The organism is Lactobacillus sp. ESL0700, from assembly GCF_029392095.1.
In the GTDB taxonomy this organism is placed as follows: domain Bacteria; phylum Bacillota; class Bacilli; order Lactobacillales; family Lactobacillaceae; genus Lactobacillus.
In genome coordinates this window covers 1,140,354-1,166,756 of sequence record NZ_CP113930.1, presented here as the reverse complement: position 1 = coordinate 1,166,756, position 26,403 = coordinate 1,140,354, and the positions used below count along the sequence as shown (strand labels likewise).

The following is a 26,403-nucleotide window of genomic DNA, read 5'->3' as shown; positions in this document are numbered from 1 at the left end:
ATGTCAAAAGTTATCGGAATCGACCTCGGAACAACTAACTCAGCAGTTGCTGTTCTTGAAGGTAAAGAACCAAAGATTATTACTAACCCTGAAGGTAACCGGACTACACCATCAGTAGTTGCTTTCAAAGATGGTGAAATTCAAGTTGGTGAGGTTGCAAAACGTCAAGCAATCACTAACCCGAATACTGTTATTTCAATTAAGCGTCACATGGGTGAAGCAGATTATAAAGTTAAAGTTGGAGATAAGTCCTATACTCCTCAAGAAATTTCCGCAATGATTTTGCAATATATCAAGAAATTCTCTGAAGATTACCTAGGTGAAAAGGTTACTGATGCTGTTGTCACTGTTCCTGCATACTTCAACGATGCTCAACGTCAAGCTACTAAGGATGCCGGTAAGATTGCTGGTTTAGACATTAAGCGGATCATTAACGAACCAACTGCTTCTTCATTGGCATATGGCCTTGATAAAGATGCCGAAGATGAAAAAGTCTTAGTTTACGACCTTGGTGGTGGTACTTTTGATGTTTCCGTATTGCAATTAGGTGACGGCGTCTTCCAAGTATTATCAACTAACGGTGATACTCACCTTGGTGGTGACGACTTTGACAACAAGATCATGGATTGGCTCATCCAAAACTTTAAGGATGAAAATGGCGTTGATTTATCTAAAGACAAGATGGCTTTGCAACGGTTAAAGGATGCCGCAGAAAAAGCTAAGAAGGACTTGTCTGGTGTATCTTCAACTCACATTTCATTACCGTTCATTTCTGCTGGTGAATCTGGTCCTTTGCACCTTGAAGCTGACTTAACTCGTGCTAAATTTGATGAATTAACTAGTGACTTAGTTGATCGCACTAAGGTTGCTTTTGACAATGCCTTAAACGATGCTGACTTGACAGTTAGTGACATTGACAAGGTTATCTTAAACGGTGGTTCAACTCGTATTCCTGCCGTTCAGGAAGCTGTTAAGAAGTGGGCTGGTAAGGAACCTGACCACTCAATTAACCCTGACGAAGCTGTTGCTTTGGGTGCTGCCATTCAAGGTGGGGTTATCTCAGGTGACGTTAAGGATGTTGTTTTGCTTGATGTTACACCATTATCACTTGGTATTGAAACCATGGGTGGTGTCTTCACTAAGTTAATTGAAAAGAACACAACAATTCCAACTTCTAAGAGTCAAATCTTCTCAACGGCTGCTGATAACCAACCAGCCGTTGACGTTCATGTTTTACAAGGTGAACGTCCAATGGCTCAAGATGATAAGACTTTGGGACGCTTTGAATTAACTGACATTCCTGCAGCACCTCGTGGTGTACCACAAATCCAAGTTACATTTGATATTGATAAGAACGGTATCGTTAATGTTTCTGCTAAGGATATGGGTACTGGTAAGGAACAAAAGATTACAATTAAGAGTTCATCCGGTCTTTCTGATGAAGAAATTCAAAAGATGCAAAAAGAAGCCGAAGAACACGCTGAAGAGGATAAGAAGAAGAAGGAAGAAGTTGACTTACGTAATGAAGTTGACCAATTAATCTTCTCAACCGAAAAGACTCTAAAGGAAGTTAAGGATAACGATAAGGTTTCTGCAGATGATACCAAGAAGGTCCAAGATGCTCTTGATGCGTTAAAGAAAGCGCAAAAGGACAATAACTTAGATGAAATGAAGTCCAAGAAGGATGAATTAACTAAGGTTGCTCAAGATTTGGCTGTTAAATTGTACCAGGCTAATGGTGGTGCTCAAGGAGCAGCTGGTCAAGCTGGCCCGCAAGCCGGTCCACAGAATCCGGGTTCACAAGGCGGCAATACAAGTGATGGTTCTGCAACTGACGGTGAATTCCACAAAGTAGACCCGAACAAATAAAGGGTTTATAATTGAATAAATTAGAAAAGAACTGCCGCAAAAGTAGTTCTTTTCTTTTGGAAAGTGAGGAGCTTTTAATAGATGGCACAAGAAGACTATTATAATGTGCTAGGTGTTGATCGCAATGCCAGTGATAAAGAAATTAACTCTGCTTACCGTAAATTAGCTAAGAAATATCACCCAGATTTGAATCATGAACCGGGAGCTGAAGAAAAGTACAAGGAAGTCAACGAGGCTTACGAGGTTTTGCACGATAAGCAAAAGCGGGCTCAATATGACCAATTTGGTTCTGCCGGTGTCAATGGTCAGGGCGGCTTTGGCGGTGGCCAAGGTTATGGCGACTTCAGCGGCTTTGGTGATTTCAGCGATATTTTCAATGATTTCTTCGGCGGTGGTGCTGGTGGCGGTCAACGTCAAGCTAACCCAACCGCCCCACAACGTGGTCAAGATCTCGATTATACATTGACGATTGATTTTATGGACGCGATTACGGGTAAAAAGACGCAGGTTTCTTATACTCGCAGTGAAACTTGTTCGACTTGTCAAGGAACTGGTGCCGAAAAGGGCACGCATCCAATTACCTGTGATAAGTGTCATGGCTCGGGTTACATGACTGTAACGCAAAAGTCAATGCTGGGTATGATTCGCCGCCAGACAGTTTGTGATAAGTGTCAAGGCCGCGGTGTAATCATTGAGCACCCATGTAAAACTTGTCATGGTAAGGGAACTGTTGATGGTAAAAATAACATTGAAATCAACATTCCTGCCGGAATTGACAATGGTCAACAATTACGCTACGAAGGCCAGGGTGAAGCTGGTAAAAACGGTGGCCCTTATGGTGATTTATACATTAGTTACCGTATTAAGCCATCTAAGGACTTTGAACGTAATGGCAATACAATCTATACCACAGTGCCAATTTCGTTTGCTCAAGCAACTTTAGGGGACGAAATTGACATTAAAACGGTTCACGGCAAGAGTAAATTAAAAATTCCTGCTGGTACTCAGCCAAACAAGAAATTTACTTTGCGCGGCGAGGGTGTGCCATATTTGCGCGGTAATGGTAATGGCGATCAGGTAACAACTGTTCAAGTGCAAATCCCAGAGTCAATTAATGAAAAGCAAAAAGAAGCATTAGTTGACTTTGTTAAAGCAGGTGGTGGTTCAATTACACCACAAGAAAAAGGCTTTTTTGAACGTTTAAAAGAAAAGTTGAAGTAAAAAATCTGATTAAGAATCCTAAAAGTTAGGATTCTTTTTCTTTTAAAAATTTACAGAACTTCTAATTAATTTTAACTGCACTTGCGAATTTGCTATAATTAGAGAGATAGAAACAAAGGGTGCAAATAATTTATGGATATTAAAAAATTACAAGATTATCAAAAACACATTCGCAACTTTTCAATTGTTGCCCATATTGATCACGGTAAATCGACTATTGCTGATCGGATTTTGGAATTGACAGACACAGTTTCGCAGAGGCAATTAAAGAATCAAATGCTTGATGATATGCCGCTTGAACGCCAACGTGGAATCACAATCAAGATGAACTCAGTAGAAATCAAGTATCATGCACAAGATGGCGAAGATTATATTTTCCACTTGATTGATACCCCGGGACACGTCGACTTTTCTTATGAAGTTTCACGGTCACTTGCTGCTTGTGAAGGTGCGCTGCTAGTTGTTGACGCATCACAAGGTGTGCAAGCACAGACTTTGGCTAATACTTACCTAGCAATTGATGATGACTTAGAAATTCTGCCAGTAATCAATAAGATTGACTTGCCATCAGCTAATCCAGAGCAAGCTAAGGAAGAAATTGAAGAAATGCTTGGTCTTGATGCTTCCGATGCCGCTGAAGTTTCTGGTAAAACTGGCCAAGGGATTGCCGATATGCTTGAAAAGGTGGTTAAGGAGATACCGGCACCAGCAGGCGACTTAACAGCACCACTAAAGGCGTTGATTTTTGATTCAAAATATGACGATTATCGCGGGGTTGTGTTGTCCATTCGCGTTGAAGAAGGGACAGTCAAGCCTGGTGATCAAATTGAAATTATGAATACTGGTAAAAAGTATGAGGTAACAGAAGTTGGTGTGACTAGTCCGCAGCCAGTTAAGAAAGATATTTTGATTGCTGGGGATGTTGGCTACTTAACAGCTAATATCAAGTCAGTTCGTGAAACCCGAGTGGGTGATACGATTACCTCTGCAGAACACCCAACGGCAGAGCCACTGCCTGGTTATCGGCAAATTCCGCCGATGGTTTATTCAGGGATGTATCCCGTTGAAAACGCCAAATATAACGACTTAAAAGAAGCATTGCAAAAGTTGCAGTTAAATGATGCTGCCTTAGAATTTGAACCTGAGACTTCAACTGCACTAGGATTTGGTTTTCGTTGTGGCTTTTTGGGCTTGCTTCACATGGATGTTGTTCAGGAACGGTTGGAACAAGAATTTGACCTTGATTTAATTATGACCGCACCATCAGTTGACTACCACGCAATTATGAATGATGGCTCAACGAAGGTGATTGATAATCCATCCGATTTGCCAAGTGCTGGTGAATATAAAGAAGTTCAGGAGCCTTACGTTAAAGCCGAAGTTATGGTGCCGAACGATTTTGTCGGTCCAGTAATGGAATTATGTCAACGCAAGCGTGGTGAATTTGTCACGATGGATTATCTGGATAAGTATCGCGTTAACGTGATTTATGATATGCCACTGGCTGAAATTATTTATGACTTTTTCGATGATTTGAAATCCTCAACTAAAGGCTATGCTTCACTAGACTATGAAATTACGGGTTATCGGGCAACTGACTTAGTTAAAATTGATATTTTACTCAATAAACAAGCAATTGATGCCTTGAGCTTTATTGCGCACAGGGATGAAGCACAAAAGCGGGCACGGCAAATGACATCAATGCTTAAAAAGCTGATTCCACGGCAAAACTTTGAGGTTGATATTCAAGGAGCAATTGGCGCTAAAATCATTTCGCGAGCAACTGTTAAGCCATATCGTAAAGATGTTACCTGGAAAATTCACACGGGTGATCCCGATCGTCGGGCTAAATTGCTGGAAAAGCAGAAGCGCGGTAAGAAGCGAATGAAGGCTGTTGGCCGTGTCGAAGTGCCACAAGATGCATTTATGGCCGTCTTGAAGATGAACGATGATGATTTAAATTCGAAGTAATGTTACACTTGACTATTATTTGAAGTTTAAGTAGAATGATGAAGTAGAGAGAGTGCTAGTATCTCTACGGGGACTAGTGCGAGAAAACTCCTTCATCAGTGATGAAGGAGTTTTTTTGTGGCAAAAACAAAGGATTTTAAAACCGTTACTGAACAATTAGTGATATTACAACAAAGAGGATTAACTTTTGGAGATGAAGAACGCATAAAGCGTTATTTGTTAACCAATAATTACTATAATATTATTAATGGTTACAGTAAGTTCTTTCAAGAAGAAAAAAGTAATTTATATCGTAAAGATGTAACATTTGATGAAATAGCTACCTTGTATTTTTTTGATCGAGAATTAAAAATTACGCTTTTAAATGCAATTCTTAATGCTGAGCACCATTTGAAATCAATTTTTGCTTATCGGTTTGCTGAAAAACATAAAAATGAAAAATATGCTTATTTAAATTTTACGAGTTATGATGAGAAAAACTCAGTACAAGTAAGTAAAATAATTTTACGTCTTTCACAGTTAATCAAGAGAAAAACAAATAGAAGAAAAAGTACAGCTAATAATGCTATTGATTTTTATGTTAAGCGGCACAATGATGTTCCTATTTGGGTATTAATTGATTTTATCGATTTTGGTACTTTATGTGAATTAATTGAAATAGTACCCACTAGTATGCAAAATAAGATTGCTAAAGATCTGAATAGCTTTATTTCTGAAAACTTGAATCAGGATGTTAATATGTTTGAGCCTGAGGTAATGGTTTCATTTATCAAAAATATTCATGAAATTAGAAATATTTGTGCCCATAATAATCGATTATTAGGATATGAATGCAGAGCAGATAGCAAATACTTTGAACAATTATGTTGCCATTATAATATAGCAGTTAAGGATCAAAGACGGTCAGTGTATTCTGTGTTTCTAAATTTACAATGTTTTTTAAGTAGAACAGAATTTTGTATTTTGAACAATACTGTTCGAAAAAGATGTAAATATTTAGGAAGTAAAATAAATAGTATAGATTCTAATGAAATTTTATCTTCAATTGGTTTTCCTAAGAATTGGGAAAAGCAACCAAAGCTAATTCAAAATTAGAATCAGGGTTTAATAGAAAAGGTTTAGAATAGAATGATCGAGTGGAAACAACGTTCCGCTAAGGAGTTACCTTCTGAGTTAATTGAAAAATATCAACTTAGCCCAATAACGGCTAAGTTGTTTTCTTTGCGTGGAGTTAATACTGATGAACAGTTAGCCTTTTGGTTTAATGCGACCGAGGAAGACTTGGCTGAGCCTAATTTAATGCATGACATGGATAAGGCAATTGATCGCATTACTAAGGCAATCGATCAGGGTGAAAAAATAACCATTTATGGCGATTATGACGCTGATGGGATTACGGCAACAACAATCATGATGGAGACACTGGAAATACTAGGTGCAGATGTGCATTACTTTATTCCTGATCGCTTTCGTGATGGTTATGGCCCCAATCAAAAGGCTTATCAAAAGCTTGTGGAAGATGGCACTCAGCTCATTATCACGGTTGATAATGGGGTAACTGGCGTTAAAGAAGTTGCTTATGCAAAAGAACATGGCGTTGATACAATTATTACGGATCATCATACTTTTCAAGAAGAAGTGCCTGATGCGTATGCAATTGTGCACTGCAATTATCCGGGCCAGCAATACCCGTTTGATGATTATTGTGGTGCTGGAGTTGCGTACACAATTTGCCGTGAATTAATGCAAGACCCAATGTCTGAACTATTAGAGCTTGCCATGATTGGTACCATTGGCGATATGGTCAAGGTGTCTAGCGAAGGTCATATTATTGTTAAGCGTGGTCTAGCAATGCTTAACCAAACGCAGCGCCCAGGTTTGCGAGCATTAATTAAAAACGCGGGCTTGAAGCTGGGCGCAATTGATGAAACTGACGTTGGCTTCAATATTGCACCACGACTAAATGCTGTTGGCCGACTGGATAATGCTAGTCTTGCTGTGGAGCTGCTGCTTTCTGATGATGAAGAGCAAGCCCAAAAATTAGCGAGCCAAATTGAAGAACTTAATGATGAGCGCAAGGAATTGACAGCTGCAGTTTATCAATCATGCATTGAGCAAGTTAAGGTTAATGGTTGGCAGACTAAGAATACTCTGGTAATTTATGATCCTGAATTTCACGAGGGTGTGCTTGGTCTAGTAGCCAATAAAGTTGTTGAAAAATTTCATAAACCAACGATTGTTTTGACTAAAAACGAAGCTGGAATCATTAAGGGTTCAGGTCGCTCGATTCCAGGGTTTAACTTATTTGATGCGTTGTCTCCTTTAAAAGAAAAATTATTGACCAAATTTGGTGGGCATGATTTTGCTTGTGGCTTATCGATGACGGTTGATAAAATTGACGAATTGCGGGATGCTTTTGAAGCCAGCTTTAAGGACACGCCAAATTTAGCAGTGAAGCAGTATGATTTTGAATTGCCACTGGCTAAGTTGTCGCCAGATACGGTGAACGAGATTAATCTTGCTGGGCCGTTTGGTACTGACAATGTTAAACCCACTTTTAGTATTACGCACGCAACGATTAACAATTTTGATTTTATGGGCAAGGACAAGACGCATATCCGTTTTCAGGCGGTTAAAAATGCGGGCAAATTAGATGTTGTTGGCTTTAATAAGGAATACGTCACGCGTAATCTTTTACCCTTTGTTGACCAAATCTTTGTCCAGTTAGGGCTAAATACTTTTCGTAATCAAACCAAGCTGCAGGGTATCATCGAGGGCATTGTCTTTAAAGCTCCACAGTTAGCAGTCCCAGCACCAGTAATTGACTTGCGACAAGAAAAATACGTGATGGGTTTTGCCGACCGCTATTTGTTATTTGATGAAAAAAACCAGACGGTTGCTATCAATAGCTTAGGAATAAATCCTGCTAAAATTGCGCTAGTGCGTGATTATGAAGGTAATGGCGAGGTTGCCGCATTAATTGATGTGCCCCATAATTTAACGGAATTAAATCAGGCCCTTAATAATAACTATCAGCAGTTATATTTGCGTTTTTTGCTCGACCAATTACCAGTTGAAAGTATTCCGGCCAAGACAGATTTTGCGCGCGTTTTAAAATATGTTTATGCTCATTCAGATTTATCGCCAGCAGATTATCGGCAGGTTGCACCATTTCTAGGATTAGATTATAATAGTTTGCTGTTTATTTTACGGGTTTTCTTTGAGCTTAACTTTGTTCAGTTGCAGAATAACCAGATTGTTGGGGTACCTAACCCTACCAAACAACCACTTTCAGCATCTAAATATTTTACTGCGGTAACTTCTCAAATCACTTTTGCAAGTGAGTTAAGACAAATGCCGACTAATAAATTATTAATGTATGTCAATCAGCAGCTAAAACAGCACTAATACACGATTTTTAGTGCTTTTTATGGTTAAATCTGTTAGAATATGTAAGTTAAATTGTGCTTTGAAAAGCAAATGAAGTTTTGGAGGTTTTTCTTCTTATGGAAAACATTTTTGAAGAACGGATTGCCAGTGTTAATGACTTTCCGAATAAAGGGATTGTCTTTCGGGATATTACCCCAATTTTGCAGGATGGCGAATTGTTTAGAGCAGCTACGCATAAGCTTGCAGAATACGCTAAGAGTAGAAAAGCAGATGTCATTGTCGGTCCTGAAGCTCGTGGGTTTATTGTGGGCTGTCCTGTTGCAACTGAATTAGGTTTAGGCTTTGTTCCTGCAAGAAAGCCTCATAAGTTGCCAAGAGAAGTCGAGAGAGCTTCATATGATTTGGAATATGGTTCTAACAGCTTGGAAATGCATAAGGATGCAATTAAGCCAGGTCAACGAGTAGTTATCTGTGATGACTTACTTGCAACAGCTGGAACCTTGCGTGCCTGCAAGCAGTTAATTGAAAATTTAGGTGGTATCGTAGTTGGTGCCGCATTTTATATTGAATTGCCTGATTTAAAGGGTAAGGAAAAGTTACCAGGACTTGATATTTATTCACTTGTCCAATATCATGGTGCTTAATAACAAAGCAGTTTTCTTTTGTAATTAAAGAAAACTGTTTTTTTATTAATGTTGCAAAAACAGATCTTTTTACATACCTGATTAGCGTCGGTATAATAGATCGTATGTTTTAAAAGGAGAAGTGAAAGATTTGCAATTAAGAAGAGCAACAATGACCGACTTTGATCAAATTATGGCGATTTTAAAAGATGGCGCTAACCAATTGGCAGAAAGTGGCGTCAATCAATGGCAGGGTGAGTATCCATCACCTGATCAAATTAAGGAAGATATTGAAAATGGTTGGGCATACCTAGCTGTTTCTGATGATGAGGAAACCGTTGGTGCAATTTCGATCGTTACACCGCCCGATCATTCATACGATAAATTGAATGGTGACTGGTTAATACAAACAGATAATTATGTGGTTATTCATCGGGTCGCAATTCATTCTAAACACGCTGGTAATGGTTATGCGACTAAGCTGTTGCAAGCTGTCATTGAAAATATTCGGGATAATCATCCTGAGGTTGATTCAATTAGAATTGATACGCATGAAGACAATAAGGCAATGCAACATTTGATTGATAAAATGGGCTTTAAGCAAGTGGGAACTTTACACGGTGTTTACCGTGCTGATGAAACCTCGTACGTTTATGAACTAGTTCGTTAAAGATTCAGTCATTCTATACAGCAGCAAAAAATTAAATATTTTTCTATAAGAATTACAATTGTTATTAGGTTGTAATTCTTTTTAATTTGCAAAAGTATTTTAATTAAATTGTGAAGACTTAAAATAAATAATAGATAGACTAAGTAATAAATCAGGGGGAGAGAAAGATAACAATGATTGAAATAAATGGTTTGCAGGGTGTCCCGATGATCGAAAACACGTGTAATATAGGAGAAATTTTTGTTGAAACAATAAAAAAACAAAAGTTTGAAATTTATGATGGTGATGTTATATGCGTGGCGTCCAAAATTTGTTCCATTGCCGAAGGAAATATAGTTAAATTGGATGAAATAACCCCTTCAATAGTTGCTAAAAAAATACATGAGAAGATACCTAGAAAGGATTCAAGATTAATCCAAGTAATTATTAATCAAACTCAAAGTCCTGATGGTAGATGTTTGGAAGTAGAAGATAATTATATTGGTGCTTGGCTGCCCAATGGTTTATATCTTACAAGTGCAGGGGTTGATAAAGGAAAAGATGGATATGCGATTGTACTACCTAATGATTGTGATAAAACCGCAAAAAATATAAGTGATACTTTTTATTTACAACTAGGAGTGAGAGTTAGCGTAATTATTACAGACAGTGACGGCAGAATTGATAAAAAGGGAGCTAACCAAGTTGCTGTGGGTTTATATGGTATAAATGGCTTAAGAATTGATAAGGAAAATAAGACCGTTGAAACCTTATGCGATTTGCTGGCAAGTGCGGCAGGACTAGTAATGGGACAAAGAGGGACAAATATTCCTTTAGTAGCAATTCATGGGTTGAAATATGAAAAATCTTCTGATTCGAGTATTAAAGATGCATTGAATTAAGTTGCGAGTTTAAATTTCGAGAATCTCTAAATTTTAGGAGTATTTTTTTGCAAAAAAATAGAGCTTTTTAACTAAAAAGCTCTATTTTAAAGTCATTATTTATTTTTCATAATTGGCTGATAGAATAAATCAACTATCACAGCTGCCACGATTGCGATAGCAAAGGTGATTAACAGGTTAGTCCAACTAATCTTAGTCATTGCAATACCAAAGAGGGCAAGGATAATTGTTAAAATCACATCCGCTATTTGGGTTAAACCAACAGCTTTTGATGGATAATCCTGCCAGAAGAAACGCTTGGTTCTGGTAATCAGCAGGATGAACATTGCACTCAATACAAGGTAAACATAAACCATCGTTGAAACTGTACCGTGGCTAAAACCGTGGGTATTTAGGTAGCCAACTGCGATAATCCCAATTACTGTCCAGCCAAAAGCAAGTGAAAAGGCGATTTTAGCTAACTTAGCGATATTCCAGTTTTCTGGCTTATAAGTAATATGAGTGCGGTCGGTTCCGATCATCATGGTTACCATGTTATTCATAATAGTATAGATAACCATTGCGTTTAACGCCATCGGAATATAATTGAAGAAGAGGTAACCAAATGTTAGTAGCATTGTCAATTGAGCCGTTCTTGCTAGTTTAGTTAAAGACCACGTGGTCATTCTTTGGTAAACACGGTGACCAGCATCTAAAATCTTAACAATTGAACTCAAACCATCAGTTAGTAAAACCATCTTTCCAGACCGTTTAGCAACGTCTGCTGCGTTAGATACAGCAATGCCGACTTCTGCTTGCTTTAGAGCGGGTGAGTCATTAACGCCATCACCGGTCATACCCACGATATAGCCCTTCTTTTGGAAGAACTTAACCATGCGCAATTTATCTTCTGGTAAGACATCCGCAATGCCGGCTAGCTGATTAATATCGGTATTTTCGTTAAAATCATGAATTGAAATTACGTCACCAGTTAAATCAACTTGTTTAGCAACTGCTAAAGCTGTCTTTTGATTATCACCGGTTAACATGATTGGGCGAACGCCGCGCTTTTTCAATTCGGCTAAGGCAGCCTTAGAATCTGACCGAACCTTATCTTGCAAAATGAAGACACCAGCAAGTTGGTCATTGATTAGTAGAGCACAGGAACGTCCCGCACCAAAGTCAATTTCTTTTACCTTGTCATTAGCGGTTTTATCAATTAGAGAAAGCTGCTTAAATGAACCTAACTTAACGTTATAACCATCAACGTTAGCCATTGAATACCCAGTACCAGAAGTGAAGGGGGTAAAGTCATCACTTGTTTTAACCGTTAATCCTTGTTCAACAGCATACTCATCGATTGCAGCATCGATGATTTTTTTATTTCGTTGGTCAGTTGCAGCAGTAGCCAGTTCAAGCACTAACTTGTTGTCAAGTTGGCTGAAATTAGTCCATTGAGCAACTGCAGTCTTGTTTTCAGTGATTGTTCCTGTTTTATCCAGTAAAATCAAGTTCAGATTGGCTGCATCTTGAATACCAGTTAAATCGGCGGTCAGAACACCTTCCTTGCTCAATCTAGTTGCTTCAAATGAGTTAGATAAAGCAAAAGTTGATGGCATTGCCACTGGAATTGAAGCAATGAACATCATAGCTAAAAACGGTAGCATGTTGACCAAATTTTTAATATCGCCACCCTTAAAGAAGGAAGCAACGATGATAATTAGAGTTAAGAAACCGTCTAGTAAGCAAAGATAATAAATAATCTTGGTTAACAGCTGTTGTAAATGTCCCGGAGCTGCAGAATTATTAATTAGGTTAATGGTCTTACCTGAACGAGAGTCTGATCCAGTTGCAGTTACAATGGCTAAGCCAGACCCTTCAACAACAGTTGTCCCAGCAAAGGCTGCGTCGTTAATTTTCTTATGAACTGTTTTTGCTTCACCGGTGATTGAGCTTTCATCAGTTGAAAGTTGGCCATCAACAAGTTTGACATCAGCCGCAAGAACGTCTCCCGGCTGCAAATTAATCAGGTCGCCAGGTACAAGATACTTGGAATCGATATTTTGCCACTTATTGTCGCGTTGAACGGAAACAGTTGGCGTTAATTTGTGGGAAATATTATTTAACACCCGCCGCGAACGCTTCTTTTGTGTCGCACCATTCCATGCCGCAAATAGTAACATTAACAGTACAAATAATGATTGAATCCATTTTCCTAAAATACATTCCAAAAGCAGGGCTGCTTCCAAAATCCAGGCGGATAGGTTCCATAATTTAGATAAAAATTCTTTAAAAAAGTTAAATTGTGGTTCTGGAACCTCATTTAACCCTTTTTCTTTAAGAAGTTTATCTGCTTCGGCTTGACTTAAGCCGGTAATTTTTTCAGACATAATTTGCCTTCCTTTGATTAATTTATACTTTATCTAAATTAGCACAGTTACGCCGTTTTTTCTAGGAAATAAAAGCATAGCCACTTGATAATATTAATGATTATTTTAAAAATCAGCTAGGAATAAATGTCAGTTAAAACTTCTAATGAACATGATTTTTATTTGAGTCCAGCTTATCTGCGAACATCAATAATGAATGAATTAAGGTCGCCGCGATACTTGGCAATTGAATATTCGATTGGCTTTTCGTCACTAGTAAGGCCTTGGGTGTGAAAATAAAAAATTGGCTTGTTATTTGGAATATTAAGTAGATTGGCCGTAGTTTCGTCAGCTTCTAAAACTTCCAACTTCCTGATAACATGCGTTACTTTTAATTGGTACTTTTCCAAAGTACTGTAAAGAGAATCCTTAACAAAGTCGTAGTTGATTAACTCAGGCACTCTTTCTTCCGGAACATAAGTAGTAACTAAAACGATTGGCTTCTGATCAGCATAACGTAATCGTGTCAGCTTAAAAACTGGTGCATTCAATGGGATTCTTAGGTTCTCACTTACTTCGGAGTTAGCTTGTTGGACTTGAAAGTAAAGCAGGTTTGTCTTAGGGTAAATACCTTTTGTATTCATTTCTGTGCTGTAACTTTCAATTACGTGCGTAAATTCCTGCTCGATTTTTGCTTGCCTAACGATCGTTCCGCGCTTGCGTCGGCGTTCTAAATAGCCTTTGTTGACTAGCTTAGAAATTGCTTGCCGCACGGTCGGTCGACTAACATGATAGTTTTCTGCAAGTTCTACTTCCCGCGGAATCAGTGTGTTTTGTTTGTAGACACCAGTTTGTATTTTCTTTAGTAGATCGTCTTCAATTAATTTATATTTAGGTTGTCCTGCTTTTGTCACACTATTGCCACCTTTTTTATGTAATTACAAGTTACTATAACACAAAAAAATCAATGCTTACCAATTCCAGTTGGTATTTTGCATTGATTTTTTTATCTTAAAATTTTTATTTTAAATATCTAGCGAAGTAATGTTGTCATCTTCAAAGCGTTTTTTCAAAGTTTCAATGATTTTGACACCAGAGCTAGTCCCGATTCGCTGTGCACCTGCGGCAATCATCGCTAAAAAGTCATCGGTGTTACGAATACCACCAGCTGCCTTAACTTTAACATTAGGGCCAACATTTTCCTTCATTAACTTAACATCTTCAACTTTAGCACCAGCAGTCCCAAAGCCAGTAGAAGTCTTAACAAAGTCAGGTTCAACTTTTTTGGCAATTAAAGCTAATTGCTTAATTTCATCTTTGGTGAGAAAGCAGGTTTCAAAAATTACTTTGCACGGAATATTCTTTTCATGGCATGCAGCAACAATTTGCTTCATTTCGTCTTCAATGTAGTCCCAATCATGGTCACGTACTTTAGTTAAATTTACTACGTAATCAATTTCGTTAGCACCATTTTCGATTGCATTTTCAGTATCAAAAACCTTTGAAGCCACAGTTGTTTGTCCTAAAGGGAAACTAATTGCTGCTCCAGTATCAATGTCTGTTCCTGCAAGTTGCTTAGCGCAATATTCTGATTGAACTTGATTAATTGCCACCATTTTAAAATGATACTTTTTTGCTTCGTCACAGAGTTTCTTCATATCTTCTTGAGTTGCATACGGATGTAAATTCGTATGGTCAATTAAGCGGGCAAAGTCATCAATTGTATATTTCATAATTATTTCTCCTTTATGTATTTACATAACAAATTATAATAACTAAAAGCAAAAAGGTCAACAATAAATTAAATGCTTATAAAAATAGATATTGACTTAAAGATAGCGATTCCATATAATTACATTGTAAAAATAATATGTAATTACAAAATGGAGATGAAGCTAGTGAAAGTTCTTTTGACATCACATGGTAACTTAGCTGAAGGTATTTTATCAGGCTTTGAATTTATTGCTGGTAAAAGTTCAAAAATTTTAACTTTAGAATTGGATAATGATGGCATTGATAAATATCGTAGCAGGTTAAATGCATTATTAGATCAGCAAAAGGGACCAGTTTTGATTTTGGCTGATTTGAAAGGAGGAACACCTTATAACGAATCATATAAATATTATTTAGAACATCCAGAAAAGGTTAGTTTAATTAGTGGATTAAATTTACCAATGTTACTTGAATTAATCCCTCAGCTTACAAGTCAAACAACACTTGAAGAAGCAACAGAAATTGTTTTAAAAGCTGGTACAGAAGGAATTATAAAAGCAGAAGATATTCAAGATGATAATGACGACCTTTTTTAGAAATTGAGGAATGGAGTAATAAAAAATGAGTATTTCAGTAGTAAGAGTTGACGATCGTGTAATCCATGGTCAAACAATGACCAGATGGACTAAGGCACGTCCAGTAGATGGTATTTTAGTTGTTGGTGATAATATTGCACATGACAAGCTGCGTAGAAAGGTTCTTAAAGCTGCAGCCAATGAGTTAAAAGTCGGAATTTACACTGTTGCAGAAGCAGGTGAAAAAATTGCAAAGGGAATTGAATCTAAAAAGAAATTCTTTTTAATAAGTGACTCACCACAGACATTTGCTAAATTGGTTGATCTAGGTGTTGATTTCGGTAAGGTACTTAATGTTGGTCCAATGAACACTAGACCTGGGACTAAGGTATTAGGAAGAACAGTTGCTTTAGATCAAAATGATTACGATGCCTTTGAAGATATTGCAAGGCATGGTGTTGAGATTCAATTCCAGCTTCTGCCAGATGATGAGCCTAAATCATGGACAACGATGAAGAAAAAATATGATGAAATGAAATAGATAGGGGGAACAGAAAATGAATAGTTTGTTTTTTCCAGCTCTTTTAACAGGAATTTTTTGCTATTTAGGGGCAATTGAAACACCTTGGCTATTTGGTATGTCAGGTGGCTTCTACATTGTAGGTAGACCTTTAGTTGCTGGACTATTGGTAGGTCTTGCTTTTGGTGATATTAAAAACGGTATTTTATGTGGTTTAGCTGTTCAGGCTGTGTTTATAGCTAACCTTTCAACCGGTGGTGCTACTAATAGCGAGATTACTTATGCGGCATATGGTGGTATCGGGTTAGCAATGGCGACTACCAAAAATCCAGCAATTGCGGTAACTTTAGCAATTTTAATTGGACAAACTTTTGGCCTAATCTTTTACAACGGACGTATGGCTCTCTATTCTTTCTGGAACACTAGAGCAGAAAAAGCAGCCCATGAAAACAACGATCGCGGTATTGTCTTAAACCATTTGGTATATCCACAAATTACTACTTTTCTTTTACGTGCTGTACCAGTATTTTTAGCAATTTACTTTGGTAAAGGACTAGTTAACTGGCTGATTAGTAGTATTCCTGAAATCGTAACTCATATTATTCAAGTTCTAGGTGGCGTTTTACCAGCTCTTGGTATTGCTATGCTGATGAGCATAGTTATTAAAAGTAAACCACATTTCATCTTTTTCCTTGCTGGGTTCGTTCTACTAGCTTTTGCAAAATTAAGTATGATTGCGATTGTCTTTATTGCAGCGTTAGTGGCATATCTGTACTATCTTGCATCAGGTAAAAATACTGTCTCTGCCGCAGGCTCAACTGTGGGTGATAATGATCAAACGGTTAATACAGATGATGAGTATGAAGACGAGGATCTATTCTAAGGAGGTTTATTATGGCAAATTCAAACAGTACTGAACCACAAAAATTACTGTCAAAGCATGAATTGAATCAAATTTGGTATCGTTGGGGCTTTACGCATTTGAGCTCGATGAGTTACGAAAAGCTGCAGGGTCATGCATGGGCATATTCATATTTACCATTTGCTCGTAAATATTATAAAAATGACCCTGAAAAGAAGCGCCGCCTTTTGGAACGGCACTCAATGTTTTATAATACTGAACCACAAACTGGACAAATAATTAACGGAATTGTTGCCTCACTTGAGGAACAAATTGCTCTTGGCAATGACGTTTCTGAAGAAATGCCTGTAACAATTAAAGCAACTTTGATGGGACCGTTAGCTGGTATTGGGGATTCAATTATTCAAGGTATTATTGTTCCTATTCTCTTATCTATTGGTATGAGTTTAGCTAAAGGTGGTAGTCCAATTGGGCCATTGTTCTATATCATTGCTTATGGCATTATTGGACCAACAATTTCATACATTGCGTTTCATAGTGGTTATCGTTTAGGTGTTGGTGCAATTGATACCATCGTGGGTGAAAATTCTAAACGAATCACTGATGCATTCAATATTTTGGGTGTGATGGTTGTTGGAGCTCTAGCGGCTAATACCATTGTTCTGAAGACAATTGCTAAAATACCTCAAGGTGGTAAATCAGCTCCATTGCAAGGCGTTTTGGATGGAATTTTCCCAGGATTATTGCCTCTAGCTATGGTTATTCTTGGTTGGTGGCTTGTTTCAAGCAAACAAATGACGGCAACCAAAGTTATCATTATTATGGTAGTAATCGTTACTTTGGGCTGTTTAGTAGGATTATTTTAAAAATATTTATTTATACATTTAAAAAGCATATTTTCAATAATTTATTGAAAATATGCTTTTTTGTTTGGTTTGAGTAACTACTGTAAACAAATGTAAGCAATGTAAATAAAAGTGTATATTAATTTAAAAATTGAAAACGCTATACTGTTTTTAATGAATAAAATACAAGAAGGGGGTGAGGAAATGTGATTAATCGATATGAATTAATTATTCAACAGTTAATGATTAACAAGCAAATTGATTTACAAAAATTAAGAAAAATAGCAAAAACAAGTTTAAAGACGCTAAGAGATGAAATAAGTGAATTAAACAGTTTATTTAAGGGTTCGGCTAAAATTGTTGAAAATAATAATGAAGTAAAGCTGAAAATATATGATTTCGAAGTGTTTAATAAATTAGCTTTTGAGGACTTAAAGACCAATAGCGACTTTAATTCATTTAAAAAAAGAAAAGCTTATTTATTGAAAAGATTGATTGAAGAAGATGACTTCTTATTTATTTCTGATATTGCAAATGAGATGGACATTAGCATAGCTTTGATGAATAAAGATATTAAATTGATCAAGCGATCTTTAAATAAATATGATGTAAAAATTCGCGGAATTCCTAATCGTGGAATAAAAATTTACGGTTCTGAATTTAATTTAAGATGTGTTTACTTATATGAGGTATATGACTATTTCAAGTTCAAACCTCTAAGCAATGATATTTTGCAGAGCATTCAGGAATTGAGTAATTCAGTTAATCTGGAATATCAAGATGTTAATTTGCTTAAAAAAGTTGTTCAGATTACTTTTTTGAGAATAAAAGCGAAACAAGATTTAACTAAGCAAATCTCTCATTATCGCAATATTTTTGAAAATCGTTCTTGGTTTGTAGATTTTATTAATAGTTTAGAGCAAGAATATGATATTAAATTAAGCAAATTCGAACAAGATTTTTTAAGTTTTCCTTTTAATATTAGTAATAATCAAGGAATTGTGCTTAACAATGCTGATGATACTTTTTTAAGGCAGTGCTTTTCTCGCATGCTTGCTAAATGTGAGAGTAATTTTATGATCGAAATCAATGAAACTAGTTTATATCAGAAGATAAAAATTCATCTTTGGGGACTAATTAATCGAACAGTTTTTTATCTTGACCGAACGGATATTTTTAATGGTGAAATTAAAACTAAATATCCTTTTGCTTATGAAATGGCCAAAGTAAGTTTGACTGAACTTGAGGAAATTTTAAATAGAAAAATTGATAAAACCGAAGATAGTTACTTGGCTATTTATTTTGAATTAATGCTAGAAAATAATAGTGAAACGACAAAAAAAGACAGTATAGCTGTAGTAACTAATACCGGTAGAGGAATTTCTCTGTTAGTAAAAAAACAAATTCAAAAAATGCTTGGTGATGAAATAGAAGTATTGCAATTAACTGTTTCGCAGTATACACAAGATGATAAAAGTAAATTTTGTGCAATTTTTACTACTGTTCCGTTGCAAAACGTACCTTCAGATATTCCGTATGTATTTATAAACAACTTGTTAGATGTACGTAATTTTAATAATATTTTGAGTCAAATTCAACGTAGCAAGAAGTTAATAATTGATGATTTTCTATTGGATTATTATGAATATGATGATCAAATCGATTATTTAGGTAATCTGAAAATCATGTTGAAGAATTTGGAACAACACAATTTGGTTGATTCTGAATTTGCTAAAAAAATCATTGAAAAGGAACAAGTGACACCGTCTTTTATGGTACCAGGAGTGGCATTTCCACATCATATCAATAAAAAGAGTTCAAGAATTGTATTGTGTTTTTCTAAAGCTAAAAATATTGATCAGCAATCTGGTTGTACTTTTTTATTAGGTGTGCCTGAAAAATTGAGTAAAAACAAGGAAGATAGCCTAATTACACTTTACGAAAAAATTTTCAAGATGTCAGTTTCGTTGAATGCTTTAACGAGGATTCAATTAATAAATAATAAACAGACATTAATCGATTTTTTGAAATATTTATTTTCATTATGATTTTACAAAATAGAAAGAAGGTTGGTGTATGGATTCAATTCAAATTTTTATAACAGTTGGTTTAACAGCCTATATTGCTCAAGTGCTTTTAGGTTTTCAGCAAATAAAAAATTTCGGTCGAATTTATTCAAAATTAAGGCTAAAAGGAGAAGTAGTAATTGGTAAAAAGTCTGGCAAATTCTTTGCTGGTTCAATTGTGATTTTTTCTATTGATCAACAAGGAACTATTTTAGATAGCTGGATAATGAAAGGGGTGACGATCTTTTCTAGATTTAAAGAAAGCTATAAGTATAACAACATAAATTTAATGGGTGCCGATTTAGATAGGTTATTAAAGACAGAAAATTGGTTAATAAGAAAATCTGTTCTTAATGCAAAAGATAATTATTTAAAGGTTAAAAATGGTGAAGTCGAGGATCTAGACCAAGTGCCAGTGAATCCATTAACGATCAAGATTGATTTACTTAAAAACAAACTCAAAGCTATAACATGGAGGGAACAAAAATGACAGTTTTAACAAAATTAGCAGAAGGTTTTATTGGAATATTCCGCTTAGGCGGAAAGAATTTGATGGGCTGGATAAGTGGGACAGTGCCATTAGTATTAATGCTAATGATTGCCATGAATACTCTAGTAACCTTTATGGGTAAAGAGCGAGTAGAAAAATTAGCAAAAGTTTCTTCTAGAAATATATTTACCAGGTATTTAATTTTGCCTTTTATTTCAGCTTTTGCTCTAAGTAATCCGATGGCATTTACAATGAATCGTTTTTTGCCGGAATTTTATAAACCAAGTTACTATGGTGTTCAATCGCAAGTATTACAGACAAATAGTGGGATCTTTCCACATATGAATCCAGGAGAACTGTTTGTTTGGCTAGGAATGGCCAAAGGTGTTGAAGCTCTTGGATTAAATTCAACAGAGTTAGCAATCAGATATATGTTAGTAGGTTTTGTGTTAAATCTTTTAGATGGCTGCATAACAGACTTAACGACTGCGATGGTATGCAAACAGCAAGGAATTAAATTAAGTAAAAAAGTAGAGGATATTGCCGAGTAAAGGAGAAAACAAAATGTCATATCAAACAGTCAAAATAGAAAAAGGTAACGGCGGCTATGGTGGGCCACTAACAATTACTCCAACAAAGGATAAGCACAAGTTAGTATATATTACTGCTGGTGGAGCTAAACCAGCAGTAGTTGATAAGATTGTAAAAATAACTGGTATGGAAGCTGTCAATGGTTTTAATAATTCGATTCCTGATGACCAAATAGCTGCGGTAGTTATTGATTGTGGTGGAACCTTACGTTGTGGTATCTATCCTAAAAAACAGATTCCAACAATCAATATTGTTGCTACTGGTAAAAGCGGCCCACTTGCAGAATACATGCATGAGGATATTTATGTTTCAGCAGTCGGGCCTGAACAAATCAGTGCAGTTAAACAAGCAAAAAAGGTAGAAGCTACGCAAACTGAAAAAGCCAAACCTACGTATGATGTTAATAAAAAAATTAGTGAGCAAAATTCTAATCAAAAAAGTATCATTGTTAAAATTGGTATGGGTGCCGGTAAGATTGTAGCCGCCTTTAATCAAGCCGCTAAAGATGCAGTTAAGACGGTGTTGAATACTATTATTCCGTTTATGGCTTTTGTTTCATTATTAATTGGAATTATTGAAGGAACAGGTATTGGAAAGATAATTGCTAATGCTTTGGTACCACTTGCTGGAAATATCTGGGGATTGATCATTATTGGCTTGATTTGTTCATTACCATTTCTTTCACCGCTTTTAGGGCCTGGTGCGGTAATGGCTCAAGTAATTGGAGCCTTAATTGGTGCAGAAATTGGAAAGGGTAACATTCCTCCACAATTAGCATTGCCAGCTTTATTTGCAATTAATGTTCAATGTGGCTGTGATTTCATTCCGGTTGGCCTTGGGTTAGGTGAGGCTAAACCAGAAACAGTTGAGGTAGGTGTGCCTTCTGTTTTATATTCACGTTTTTTAAACAGTGTTCCTAGAGTAGTGATTGCTTGGTTAGCTAGTTTTGGTTTGTACAGTCATTAAAGATAGAGTGAAAAATATATGGATTTAATTTACAAAACTAAAATAACTAATATTGGTGATAAAGCAGCTGATTTTGAAAACGAAAATATGATCATTTTATTCGGTGAAGAAGCACCTGCTGCTTTGGCTGAATACTGTTTCAAAATAAAAGTTACACAGCTGGTTGACAAAATAGGTGTAGGTGAATATTTATGCATCGGGCAAGATAAATATAGAATTACGGCTGTCGGAAATGTCGTTGAAAAAAACTTGGATGCATTAGGTCATATTACAATTAAATTTAATGGCGCAGATAAAGCAGATTTACCAGGCACGCTTTATGTTGAAAAGAAGCCATTACCCAAAATTCAAATAGGAACAGTTCTTAGTATTAAGGAGAATTAAAATGGAATTAATTAAAGTAAAGAATGCAACTGAAGGTGGAAAGGTAGCATTTGACTTATTAAAAGATGGTTTGGATCAAGGTATAAAAACAATTGGATTACCAACGGGAAATTCTCCCTTGACCTTATATAAAGAAATAGCGGAAAGTAATATTAATTTTGAGGATATTCTTACCATTAATCTTGATGAATTTGTGGGAATGAATAAATCTGATAAAAAGAGTTTTGCTAACTTTATGGATGACAATCTATTTAAGTTTAAAAAATTTAGAAGAAATGTAATTCCTGACGGTCGCGCAGAAGACTTAACTAAAGAATGCCAGCAATATGAACAGTTTGCTGATGAAAATCCAATTGATATTATGTTCTTGGGAATTGGTCAAAATGGTCATATTGCTTTTAATGAACCTGGTTCTTCAGTTGATAGTTTAACTAGGGTCGTAACACTTACTGAGCAGACTGTTAATGCAGTAGAACAGGGCTTTGGTTTTAAAAGTTTGGAAAAAACTCCTAAAAAAGCAATCACCATGGGAATAAAATCAATAACTAAAAGTAAAAAAATAGTTTTATTGGCTTATGGTGATTCTAAAGCTCCAATTATTAAAAAGTTAATCGAATCGGAAATTGACGCAAATGTTCCAGCATCTATTCTAAGAAGTCATCCGGATTTTATTGTTATTGCAGATGAAAAAGCAAGAAAATTGTTAAAGAAGTAAAAGTCAAAATTTTAATTATAAAAAGCTAGCATCTTTATCAGAAAGGATAGAGGCTAGCTTTTGTTTTATCTTTATTCATCAATACTTTAATTTATTTGTATTTTAGTTGAAAAATTAGTATTTGTTAACAAATAGTATATGAAACGTGACTACTTAGAGCTAAGCCTATATTTTTTGGACAGATAGTCTAAATTAATCACTTGTGATATTATTAGCATATAAACGTAAGCGATTACAGATAAGAGGTTAAAATTATGAAATACACAAAAAATATTGCATGGGATGCAACGTATGATGTTGTTGTCTTAGGATTTGGTGGAGCTGGAGCAACTGCTGCTCGTTTTGCTGCAGATAATGGCGCTAATGTATTACTAGTTGATGCTGCACCAGAAGGTCATGAAGGCGGGAATACCCGTTATTCAGCACAGTTAATTGGTACAAGTAATGACTTTGCTAAGACCAAAAAGTACTATCAAAAATTAACAGCGCCAATGGCACTTGATGAGGAAATGGTTGACACCTTTGTTAAAGGCATGGTAAAAATGCCGGAATATGTTAATAAGTACTTAGATGTAAAACCATGCAGTGTTCGGGAATATTTACCTCAAACTCGAAGTGCATACGAAGAATATCCAGAATATGAAGGTGTAGAATCTTACGATTTTACAACGGTTCATGAGCAATGGTTTGACGCTGCTTTATGGCAAAACTTAAAGCAACAAGTGGTTAAGCGTCAAGATAAAATTACTGTTCTTTATAACACACCGGCTAAAGAGTTGATTCAAGAACCTGATACGGAAGCTATTGCTGGTGTAGTTATCGAACGTAAGCATCAATTGCTTAAAATTCAAGCTAAAAACGGAGTTGTAATGGCAACAGGTGGCTTTGAAGATAATCAGCAAATGCTGGAAGACTTTTTAGGAGCCAAAAATTTAGCCCCATTAGGCACGCTTTATAATACAGGCGCAGGAATTACGATGACGCAAGCTGTTGGTGCAGATATGTGGCACATGGCAAATTATGAGTCATTGGGCTTACTTCACGGCATGGCTTTTGCCATTAAACGTGGTGAGCGTGGACGTTTGATGCTGGGTGCACAAAATGAATTAGTATCTAAAGGTAGCGTATTTGTTGTTGGCGATGATGGGACAAGATATTTCAATGAAGATGAAGCTAATCGTCATGGCCACATCAAGAATCATGGTCAATGGAAAGTCCCACTAAATCAAGAACATCCTTATTTAATATTTGACGAAACTAAGAAAAAAGAATTGGATGAGGATGAAATTATCGGTAGCTATGAACCGTATACAAAGCATGTAATTACTGCCAATTCAGTTTCAGAATTGGCTGATAAGATTGGTGTTGAGCCAACTGTTTTACAAACAACACTGGATACTTATAATGATGCAGCTCAAAAGCAAAACGATGCAGAATTTCATCGTGACCCATCAAGTATGCGTGCATTTTCAGGAACAAAAATTTATGCGGTTCAGTTAGAACAAACCGTACTTAATACTCAAGGTGGTCCAAGAAGAAACTCTCGTGCAGAAATTTTAGATACAAAAGGACAAGCAATTCCGCATTTATATTCTGCTGGTGAACTAGGAGGAATATGTGCTAATCAATATCAAGGTGGTGGTAATTTAGCTGAATGTCTAATTTTTGGTAAAATTGCCGGTGAAAATGCTGCAAAGCCTAAGCCTGAGAGTACGCAAACTATTGCTTCTAATAAGCAGACTGTAAACGTTAAAGACTTGCTTAAATCTGATATTCAACAAGAAGAATTCCCAACAGCAGCTAACCAATACATTGGTAAATCCAACCAAGGTATGGGTGATGAGATTGTTGTTCGAGTTACCACTTCTAATGGAAAAGATTTGGAGAACATTGAAGTCTTGAAGCAAGCTGAATCGGATGATTATGGCTTGAAAGCAATTAAAGAACTACCGGCTAAAATGGTTCAAGAAGATTCTGTTGATGTTGATGCCGTCTCAGGCGCTTCTAATACCAGTCGCGGCTTAAAAGATGCCGTTAAAGATGCGTTAAGTAAGGCTAAATAGGCAACTATTCAAAACATTAACGTGGAAGATAGTCAGTAGGGCTTCTTTACAGAAAAAAGGGCAAAAAAATAGATCAAGATGTTTCCAAAAGGAATTCTTGATCTATATTTTTTGCCTAAGAAATCAATTTTTTATAGACATTTTTAAACTATATATACTAGTCTTTGTCAACGCTGTCTGGGAAGAAGGCAAGACGTTCGCCGTCACCAAGTTCTTCTTCGATTTCAAGCAAACGGTTGTACTTTTCAACACGTTCTGAACGAGCTGGAGCACCAGTCTTCAATTGACCACCGTTAACAGCAACAGCAAAGTCAGCGATGAAGGTGTCACCAGTTTCACCTGAACGGTGAGAAATCATAGTATTGTAACCATTCTTACGTGAAAGACGAATAGTTTCCAAAGTTTCAGTTACAGTACCGATTTGGTTCAACTTGATTAATGAAGCATTACCAGCACCTTCCTTGATAGCTTTAGTTAAAAGCTTAGGGTTAGTACAAATAAAGTCATCCAAAACAATTTGAATTCTGTCCTTGTGAGTTTCAGTAAACTTAATCATACCGTCAACGTCGTTTTCGTCGTATGGGTCTTCGATTGAGATTAATTCTGGGAATTCACCAAGCAACTTGTCGTAGTAATCTGACAATTCTTGATCATCAAGAACTTTACCTTCGAAGTGGTACTTCTTGTCTTCTTTGTTGTAGAAGTATGAAGCAGCACAGTCACAAGCAATAGCAATATCTTCGCCTGGTTTGTATCCAGCCTTAATGATTGCTTCGTGTAAAGCCTTCAAAGCTTCTTCTGAGCTCTTCATGTTAGGAGCAAAACCACCTTCGTCGCCGAGGCCAGTTTCGTAACCCATGTCTTCAAGAACTTTCTTCAAAGTGTGGTAAGTGTTAACAATCTTTTCAAAACCATCACGGAATGAAGTCTTCTTAACTGGGGTAATCATGAATTCTTGAACATCGATACCGTTGTCAGCGTGTTCACCACCGTTAATAACGTTATGGAATGTTTGTGGCATTTCAAGATCAGTTCCGCCAAGGTATCTGTAAAGTGGTTGGTGACTGTCTTTAGCAGCGGCAACAGCAGTAGCCATTGAGACACCTAAGATAGCATTAGCACCAAGAGTAGCCTTGTTTGGTGTACCGTCTAATTCGATCATAACGCGATCAATATTTGCTTGGTCGTGAGGATCTAAGCCCTTTAAGGCTTCAGCAATTTTAGTGTTAACATTGTTAACAGCCTTAGAAACACCTTTACCACCAACACGACTGCCACCGTCACGCAATTCAACGGCTTCGTTTTCACCAGTTGAAGCACCTGATGGAACTTCAGCCTTTCCTACGATACCGTTTGAAAGGGTAACAAAAGCCTCAACAGTTGGGTTACCACGTGAATCATAGATTTCCAGTGCATGAACATTTTCAATGACTGATTTTAACATCTAAAAACCTCCTAGAATAATAAATGTTGTACAACTTTTGTGTACATACATTAGCTGGAGCACCGGCTCCATCTCTACATGACAAATTTTAGCCTAACTTTGTGATTCTGTAAACATTTGAAAGCGATTTCTAAAATTAAAAATTTTTAATCGCTTTTTTGGCGGTTTTGCTTTATTATTTATCTATACAATTTAA

23 protein-coding genes are annotated in these 26,403 nt (G+C 36.4%); 19 read left to right on the top strand and 4 right to left on the bottom strand.

Features of this window, described 5'->3' with window-relative positions; all coding sequences use genetic code 11:
* The 8 genes from dnaK (at nucleotide 1) to OZX63_RS05485 (ending at nucleotide 10,625) form a co-directional block, all read left to right on the top strand.
* Nucleotides 1-1,869, top strand: a complete 1,869-nt coding sequence (dnaK, locus tag OZX63_RS05520) for a molecular chaperone DnaK (RefSeq protein ID WP_277142211.1) — start codon at nucleotides 1-3, stop codon at nucleotides 1,867-1,869.
* 81 nt (nucleotides 1,870-1,950) lie between these two features.
* On the top strand, nucleotides 1,951-3,090 hold the full coding sequence (gene dnaJ, locus OZX63_RS05515; RefSeq protein WP_277142209.1) for a molecular chaperone DnaJ: 1,140 nt from the start codon (nucleotides 1,951-1,953) through the stop codon (nucleotides 3,088-3,090).
* A 132-nt stretch (nucleotides 3,091-3,222) separates the two neighbouring features.
* Nucleotides 3,223-5,061 carry a translation elongation factor 4 gene (gene lepA, locus OZX63_RS05510; RefSeq protein ID WP_277142207.1) on the top strand — a complete coding sequence of 613 codons (1,839 nt, stop codon included), beginning with the start codon at nucleotides 3,223-3,225 and terminating at the stop codon, nucleotides 5,059-5,061.
* A gap of 117 nt (nucleotides 5,062-5,178) precedes the next feature.
* On the top strand, nucleotides 5,179-6,156 hold the full coding sequence (locus tag OZX63_RS05505) for an Abi family protein (RefSeq protein ID WP_277142206.1): 978 nt from the start codon (nucleotides 5,179-5,181) through the stop codon (nucleotides 6,154-6,156).
* A gap of 36 nt (nucleotides 6,157-6,192) precedes the next feature.
* Entirely contained in the window at nucleotides 6,193-8,469 is a 2,277-nt protein-coding gene (recJ, locus tag OZX63_RS05500; protein WP_277145104.1) for a single-stranded-DNA-specific exonuclease RecJ, read from the top strand.
* A gap of 98 nt (nucleotides 8,470-8,567) precedes the next feature.
* Nucleotides 8,568-9,095, top strand: a complete 528-nt coding sequence (locus OZX63_RS05495) for an adenine phosphoribosyltransferase (protein ID WP_277142204.1) — start codon at nucleotides 8,568-8,570, stop codon at nucleotides 9,093-9,095.
* A gap of 130 nt (nucleotides 9,096-9,225) precedes the next feature.
* Complete coding sequence (locus tag OZX63_RS05490) at nucleotides 9,226-9,744, top strand: GNAT family N-acetyltransferase (protein ID WP_277142202.1); 519 nt, start codon at nucleotides 9,226-9,228, stop codon at nucleotides 9,742-9,744.
* 173 nt (nucleotides 9,745-9,917) lie between these two features.
* Nucleotides 9,918-10,625 (top strand): coenzyme F420-0:L-glutamate ligase, encoded by a 708-nt coding sequence (locus OZX63_RS05485; protein ID WP_277142200.1) that lies wholly within the window; start codon nucleotides 9,918-9,920, stop codon nucleotides 10,623-10,625.
* A gap of 95 nt (nucleotides 10,626-10,720) precedes the next feature.
* On the opposite strand, the gene OZX63_RS05480 is transcribed toward OZX63_RS05485, so the two are convergent.
* The 3 genes from OZX63_RS05480 to deoC form a co-directional block, all read right to left on the bottom strand.
* Entirely contained in the window at nucleotides 10,721-12,994 is a 2,274-nt protein-coding gene (locus OZX63_RS05480; RefSeq protein WP_277142198.1) for an HAD-IC family P-type ATPase, read from the bottom strand.
* Between the two features lie 173 nt (nucleotides 12,995-13,167).
* Entirely contained in the window at nucleotides 13,168-13,887 is a 720-nt protein-coding gene (locus tag OZX63_RS05475; RefSeq protein ID WP_277142196.1) for a GntR family transcriptional regulator, read from the bottom strand.
* A 111-nt stretch (nucleotides 13,888-13,998) separates the two neighbouring features.
* Entirely contained in the window at nucleotides 13,999-14,706 is a 708-nt protein-coding gene (gene deoC, locus OZX63_RS05470) for a deoxyribose-phosphate aldolase (RefSeq protein WP_277142194.1), read from the bottom strand.
* 72 nt (nucleotides 14,707-14,778) lie between these two features.
* On the opposite strand from deoC, the gene OZX63_RS05465 reads away from it, so the two are divergent.
* The 11 genes from OZX63_RS05465 (at nucleotide 14,779) to OZX63_RS05415 (ending at nucleotide 24,763) form a co-directional block, all read left to right on the top strand.
* Complete coding sequence (locus OZX63_RS05465; RefSeq protein ID WP_277163663.1) at nucleotides 14,779-15,282, top strand: PTS N'-diacetylchitobiose transporter subunit IIA; 504 nt, start codon at nucleotides 14,779-14,781, stop codon at nucleotides 15,280-15,282.
* A 25-nt stretch (nucleotides 15,283-15,307) separates the two neighbouring features.
* Complete coding sequence (locus OZX63_RS05460) at nucleotides 15,308-15,802, top strand: PTS sugar transporter subunit IIB (protein WP_277142190.1); 495 nt, start codon at nucleotides 15,308-15,310, stop codon at nucleotides 15,800-15,802.
* A gap of 16 nt (nucleotides 15,803-15,818) precedes the next feature.
* On the top strand, nucleotides 15,819-16,664 hold the full coding sequence (locus tag OZX63_RS05455; protein ID WP_277142188.1) for a PTS sugar transporter subunit IIC: 846 nt from the start codon (nucleotides 15,819-15,821) through the stop codon (nucleotides 16,662-16,664).
* Between the two features lie 11 nt (nucleotides 16,665-16,675).
* On the top strand, nucleotides 16,676-17,509 hold the full coding sequence (locus tag OZX63_RS05450; RefSeq protein ID WP_277142186.1) for a PTS system mannose/fructose/sorbose family transporter subunit IID: 834 nt from the start codon (nucleotides 16,676-16,678) through the stop codon (nucleotides 17,507-17,509).
* Between the two features lie 185 nt (nucleotides 17,510-17,694).
* The gene (locus tag OZX63_RS05445) at nucleotides 17,695-19,536 is read left to right on the top strand and encodes a PRD domain-containing protein (RefSeq protein ID WP_277142184.1); all 1,842 of its coding nucleotides are present in this window, start codon (nucleotides 17,695-17,697) and stop codon (nucleotides 19,534-19,536) included.
* A gap of 28 nt (nucleotides 19,537-19,564) precedes the next feature.
* A complete protein-coding gene (locus tag OZX63_RS05440) occupies nucleotides 19,565-20,044 on the top strand; it encodes a transcriptional regulator GutM (protein WP_277142182.1) in 480 nt (159 codons plus the stop codon).
* Nucleotides 20,041-20,595 (top strand): PTS glucitol/sorbitol transporter subunit IIC, encoded by a 555-nt coding sequence (locus tag OZX63_RS05435; protein WP_277142180.1) that lies wholly within the window; start codon nucleotides 20,041-20,043, stop codon nucleotides 20,593-20,595. Before OZX63_RS05440 ends, OZX63_RS05435 begins: the two co-directional genes overlap by 4 nt.
* Nucleotides 20,596-20,608: 13 nt before the next feature.
* A complete protein-coding gene (locus OZX63_RS05430; RefSeq protein WP_277142179.1) occupies nucleotides 20,609-21,601 on the top strand; it encodes a PTS glucitol/sorbitol transporter subunit IIB in 993 nt (330 codons plus the stop codon).
* 18 nt (nucleotides 21,602-21,619) lie between these two features.
* On the top strand, nucleotides 21,620-21,985 hold the full coding sequence (locus OZX63_RS05425; protein ID WP_277142177.1) for a PTS glucitol/sorbitol transporter subunit IIA: 366 nt from the start codon (nucleotides 21,620-21,622) through the stop codon (nucleotides 21,983-21,985).
* Nucleotide 21,986: 1 nt separating this feature from the next.
* The gene (locus tag OZX63_RS05420) at nucleotides 21,987-22,700 is read left to right on the top strand and encodes a glucosamine-6-phosphate deaminase (RefSeq protein WP_277142176.1); all 714 of its coding nucleotides are present in this window, start codon (nucleotides 21,987-21,989) and stop codon (nucleotides 22,698-22,700) included.
* 254 nt (nucleotides 22,701-22,954) lie between these two features.
* Entirely contained in the window at nucleotides 22,955-24,763 is a 1,809-nt protein-coding gene (locus OZX63_RS05415) for an FAD-dependent oxidoreductase (RefSeq protein ID WP_277142174.1), read from the top strand.
* Nucleotides 24,764-24,920: 157 nt separating this feature from the next.
* Here the strand turns inward: OZX63_RS05415 and eno are convergent, their stop codons facing one another.
* Nucleotides 24,921-26,207 (bottom strand): phosphopyruvate hydratase, encoded by a 1,287-nt coding sequence (gene eno / locus OZX63_RS05410; RefSeq protein ID WP_277132958.1) that lies wholly within the window; start codon nucleotides 26,205-26,207, stop codon nucleotides 24,921-24,923.
* Between the last annotated feature and the right edge of the window lie 196 nt (nucleotides 26,208-26,403).

Coding starts and splice junctions, on each gene's coding strand:
- OZX63_RS05455 (WP_277142188.1), top strand. CDS start 15,819: ATGAATAGTTTGTTTTTTCCAGCTCTTTTAACAGGAATTTTTTGCTAT.
- OZX63_RS05440 (WP_277142182.1), top strand. CDS start 19,565: ATGGATTCAATTCAAATTTTTATAACAGTTGGTTTAACAGCCTATATT.
- OZX63_RS05420 (WP_277142176.1), top strand. CDS start 21,987: ATGGAATTAATTAAAGTAAAGAATGCAACTGAAGGTGGAAAGGTAGCA.
- deoC (WP_277142194.1), bottom strand. CDS start 14,706: ATGAAATATACAATTGATGACTTTGCCCGCTTAATTGACCATACGAAT.
- lepA (WP_277142207.1), top strand. CDS start 3,223: ATGGATATTAAAAAATTACAAGATTATCAAAAACACATTCGCAACTTT.
- OZX63_RS05465 (WP_277163663.1), top strand. CDS start 14,779: ATGCTTATAAAAATAGATATTGACTTAAAGATAGCGATTCCATATAAT.
- OZX63_RS05415 (WP_277142174.1), top strand. CDS start 22,955: ATGAAATACACAAAAAATATTGCATGGGATGCAACGTATGATGTTGTT.
- OZX63_RS05480 (WP_277142198.1), bottom strand. CDS start 12,994: ATGTCTGAAAAAATTACCGGCTTAAGTCAAGCCGAAGCAGATAAACTT.
- eno (WP_277132958.1), bottom strand. CDS start 26,207: ATGTTAAAATCAGTCATTGAAAATGTTCATGCACTGGAAATCTATGAT.
- OZX63_RS05430 (WP_277142179.1), top strand. CDS start 20,609: ATGTCATATCAAACAGTCAAAATAGAAAAAGGTAACGGCGGCTATGGT.
- dnaK (WP_277142211.1), top strand. CDS start 1: ATGTCAAAAGTTATCGGAATCGACCTCGGAACAACTAACTCAGCAGTT.
- OZX63_RS05450 (WP_277142186.1), top strand. CDS start 16,676: ATGGCAAATTCAAACAGTACTGAACCACAAAAATTACTGTCAAAGCAT.
- OZX63_RS05460 (WP_277142190.1), top strand. CDS start 15,308: ATGAGTATTTCAGTAGTAAGAGTTGACGATCGTGTAATCCATGGTCAA.
- dnaJ (WP_277142209.1), top strand. CDS start 1,951: ATGGCACAAGAAGACTATTATAATGTGCTAGGTGTTGATCGCAATGCC.
- OZX63_RS05425 (WP_277142177.1), top strand. CDS start 21,620: ATGGATTTAATTTACAAAACTAAAATAACTAATATTGGTGATAAAGCA.
- OZX63_RS05495 (WP_277142204.1), top strand. CDS start 8,568: ATGGAAAACATTTTTGAAGAACGGATTGCCAGTGTTAATGACTTTCCG.
- OZX63_RS05485 (WP_277142200.1), top strand. CDS start 9,918: ATGATTGAAATAAATGGTTTGCAGGGTGTCCCGATGATCGAAAACACG.
- OZX63_RS05435 (WP_277142180.1), top strand. CDS start 20,041: ATGACAGTTTTAACAAAATTAGCAGAAGGTTTTATTGGAATATTCCGC.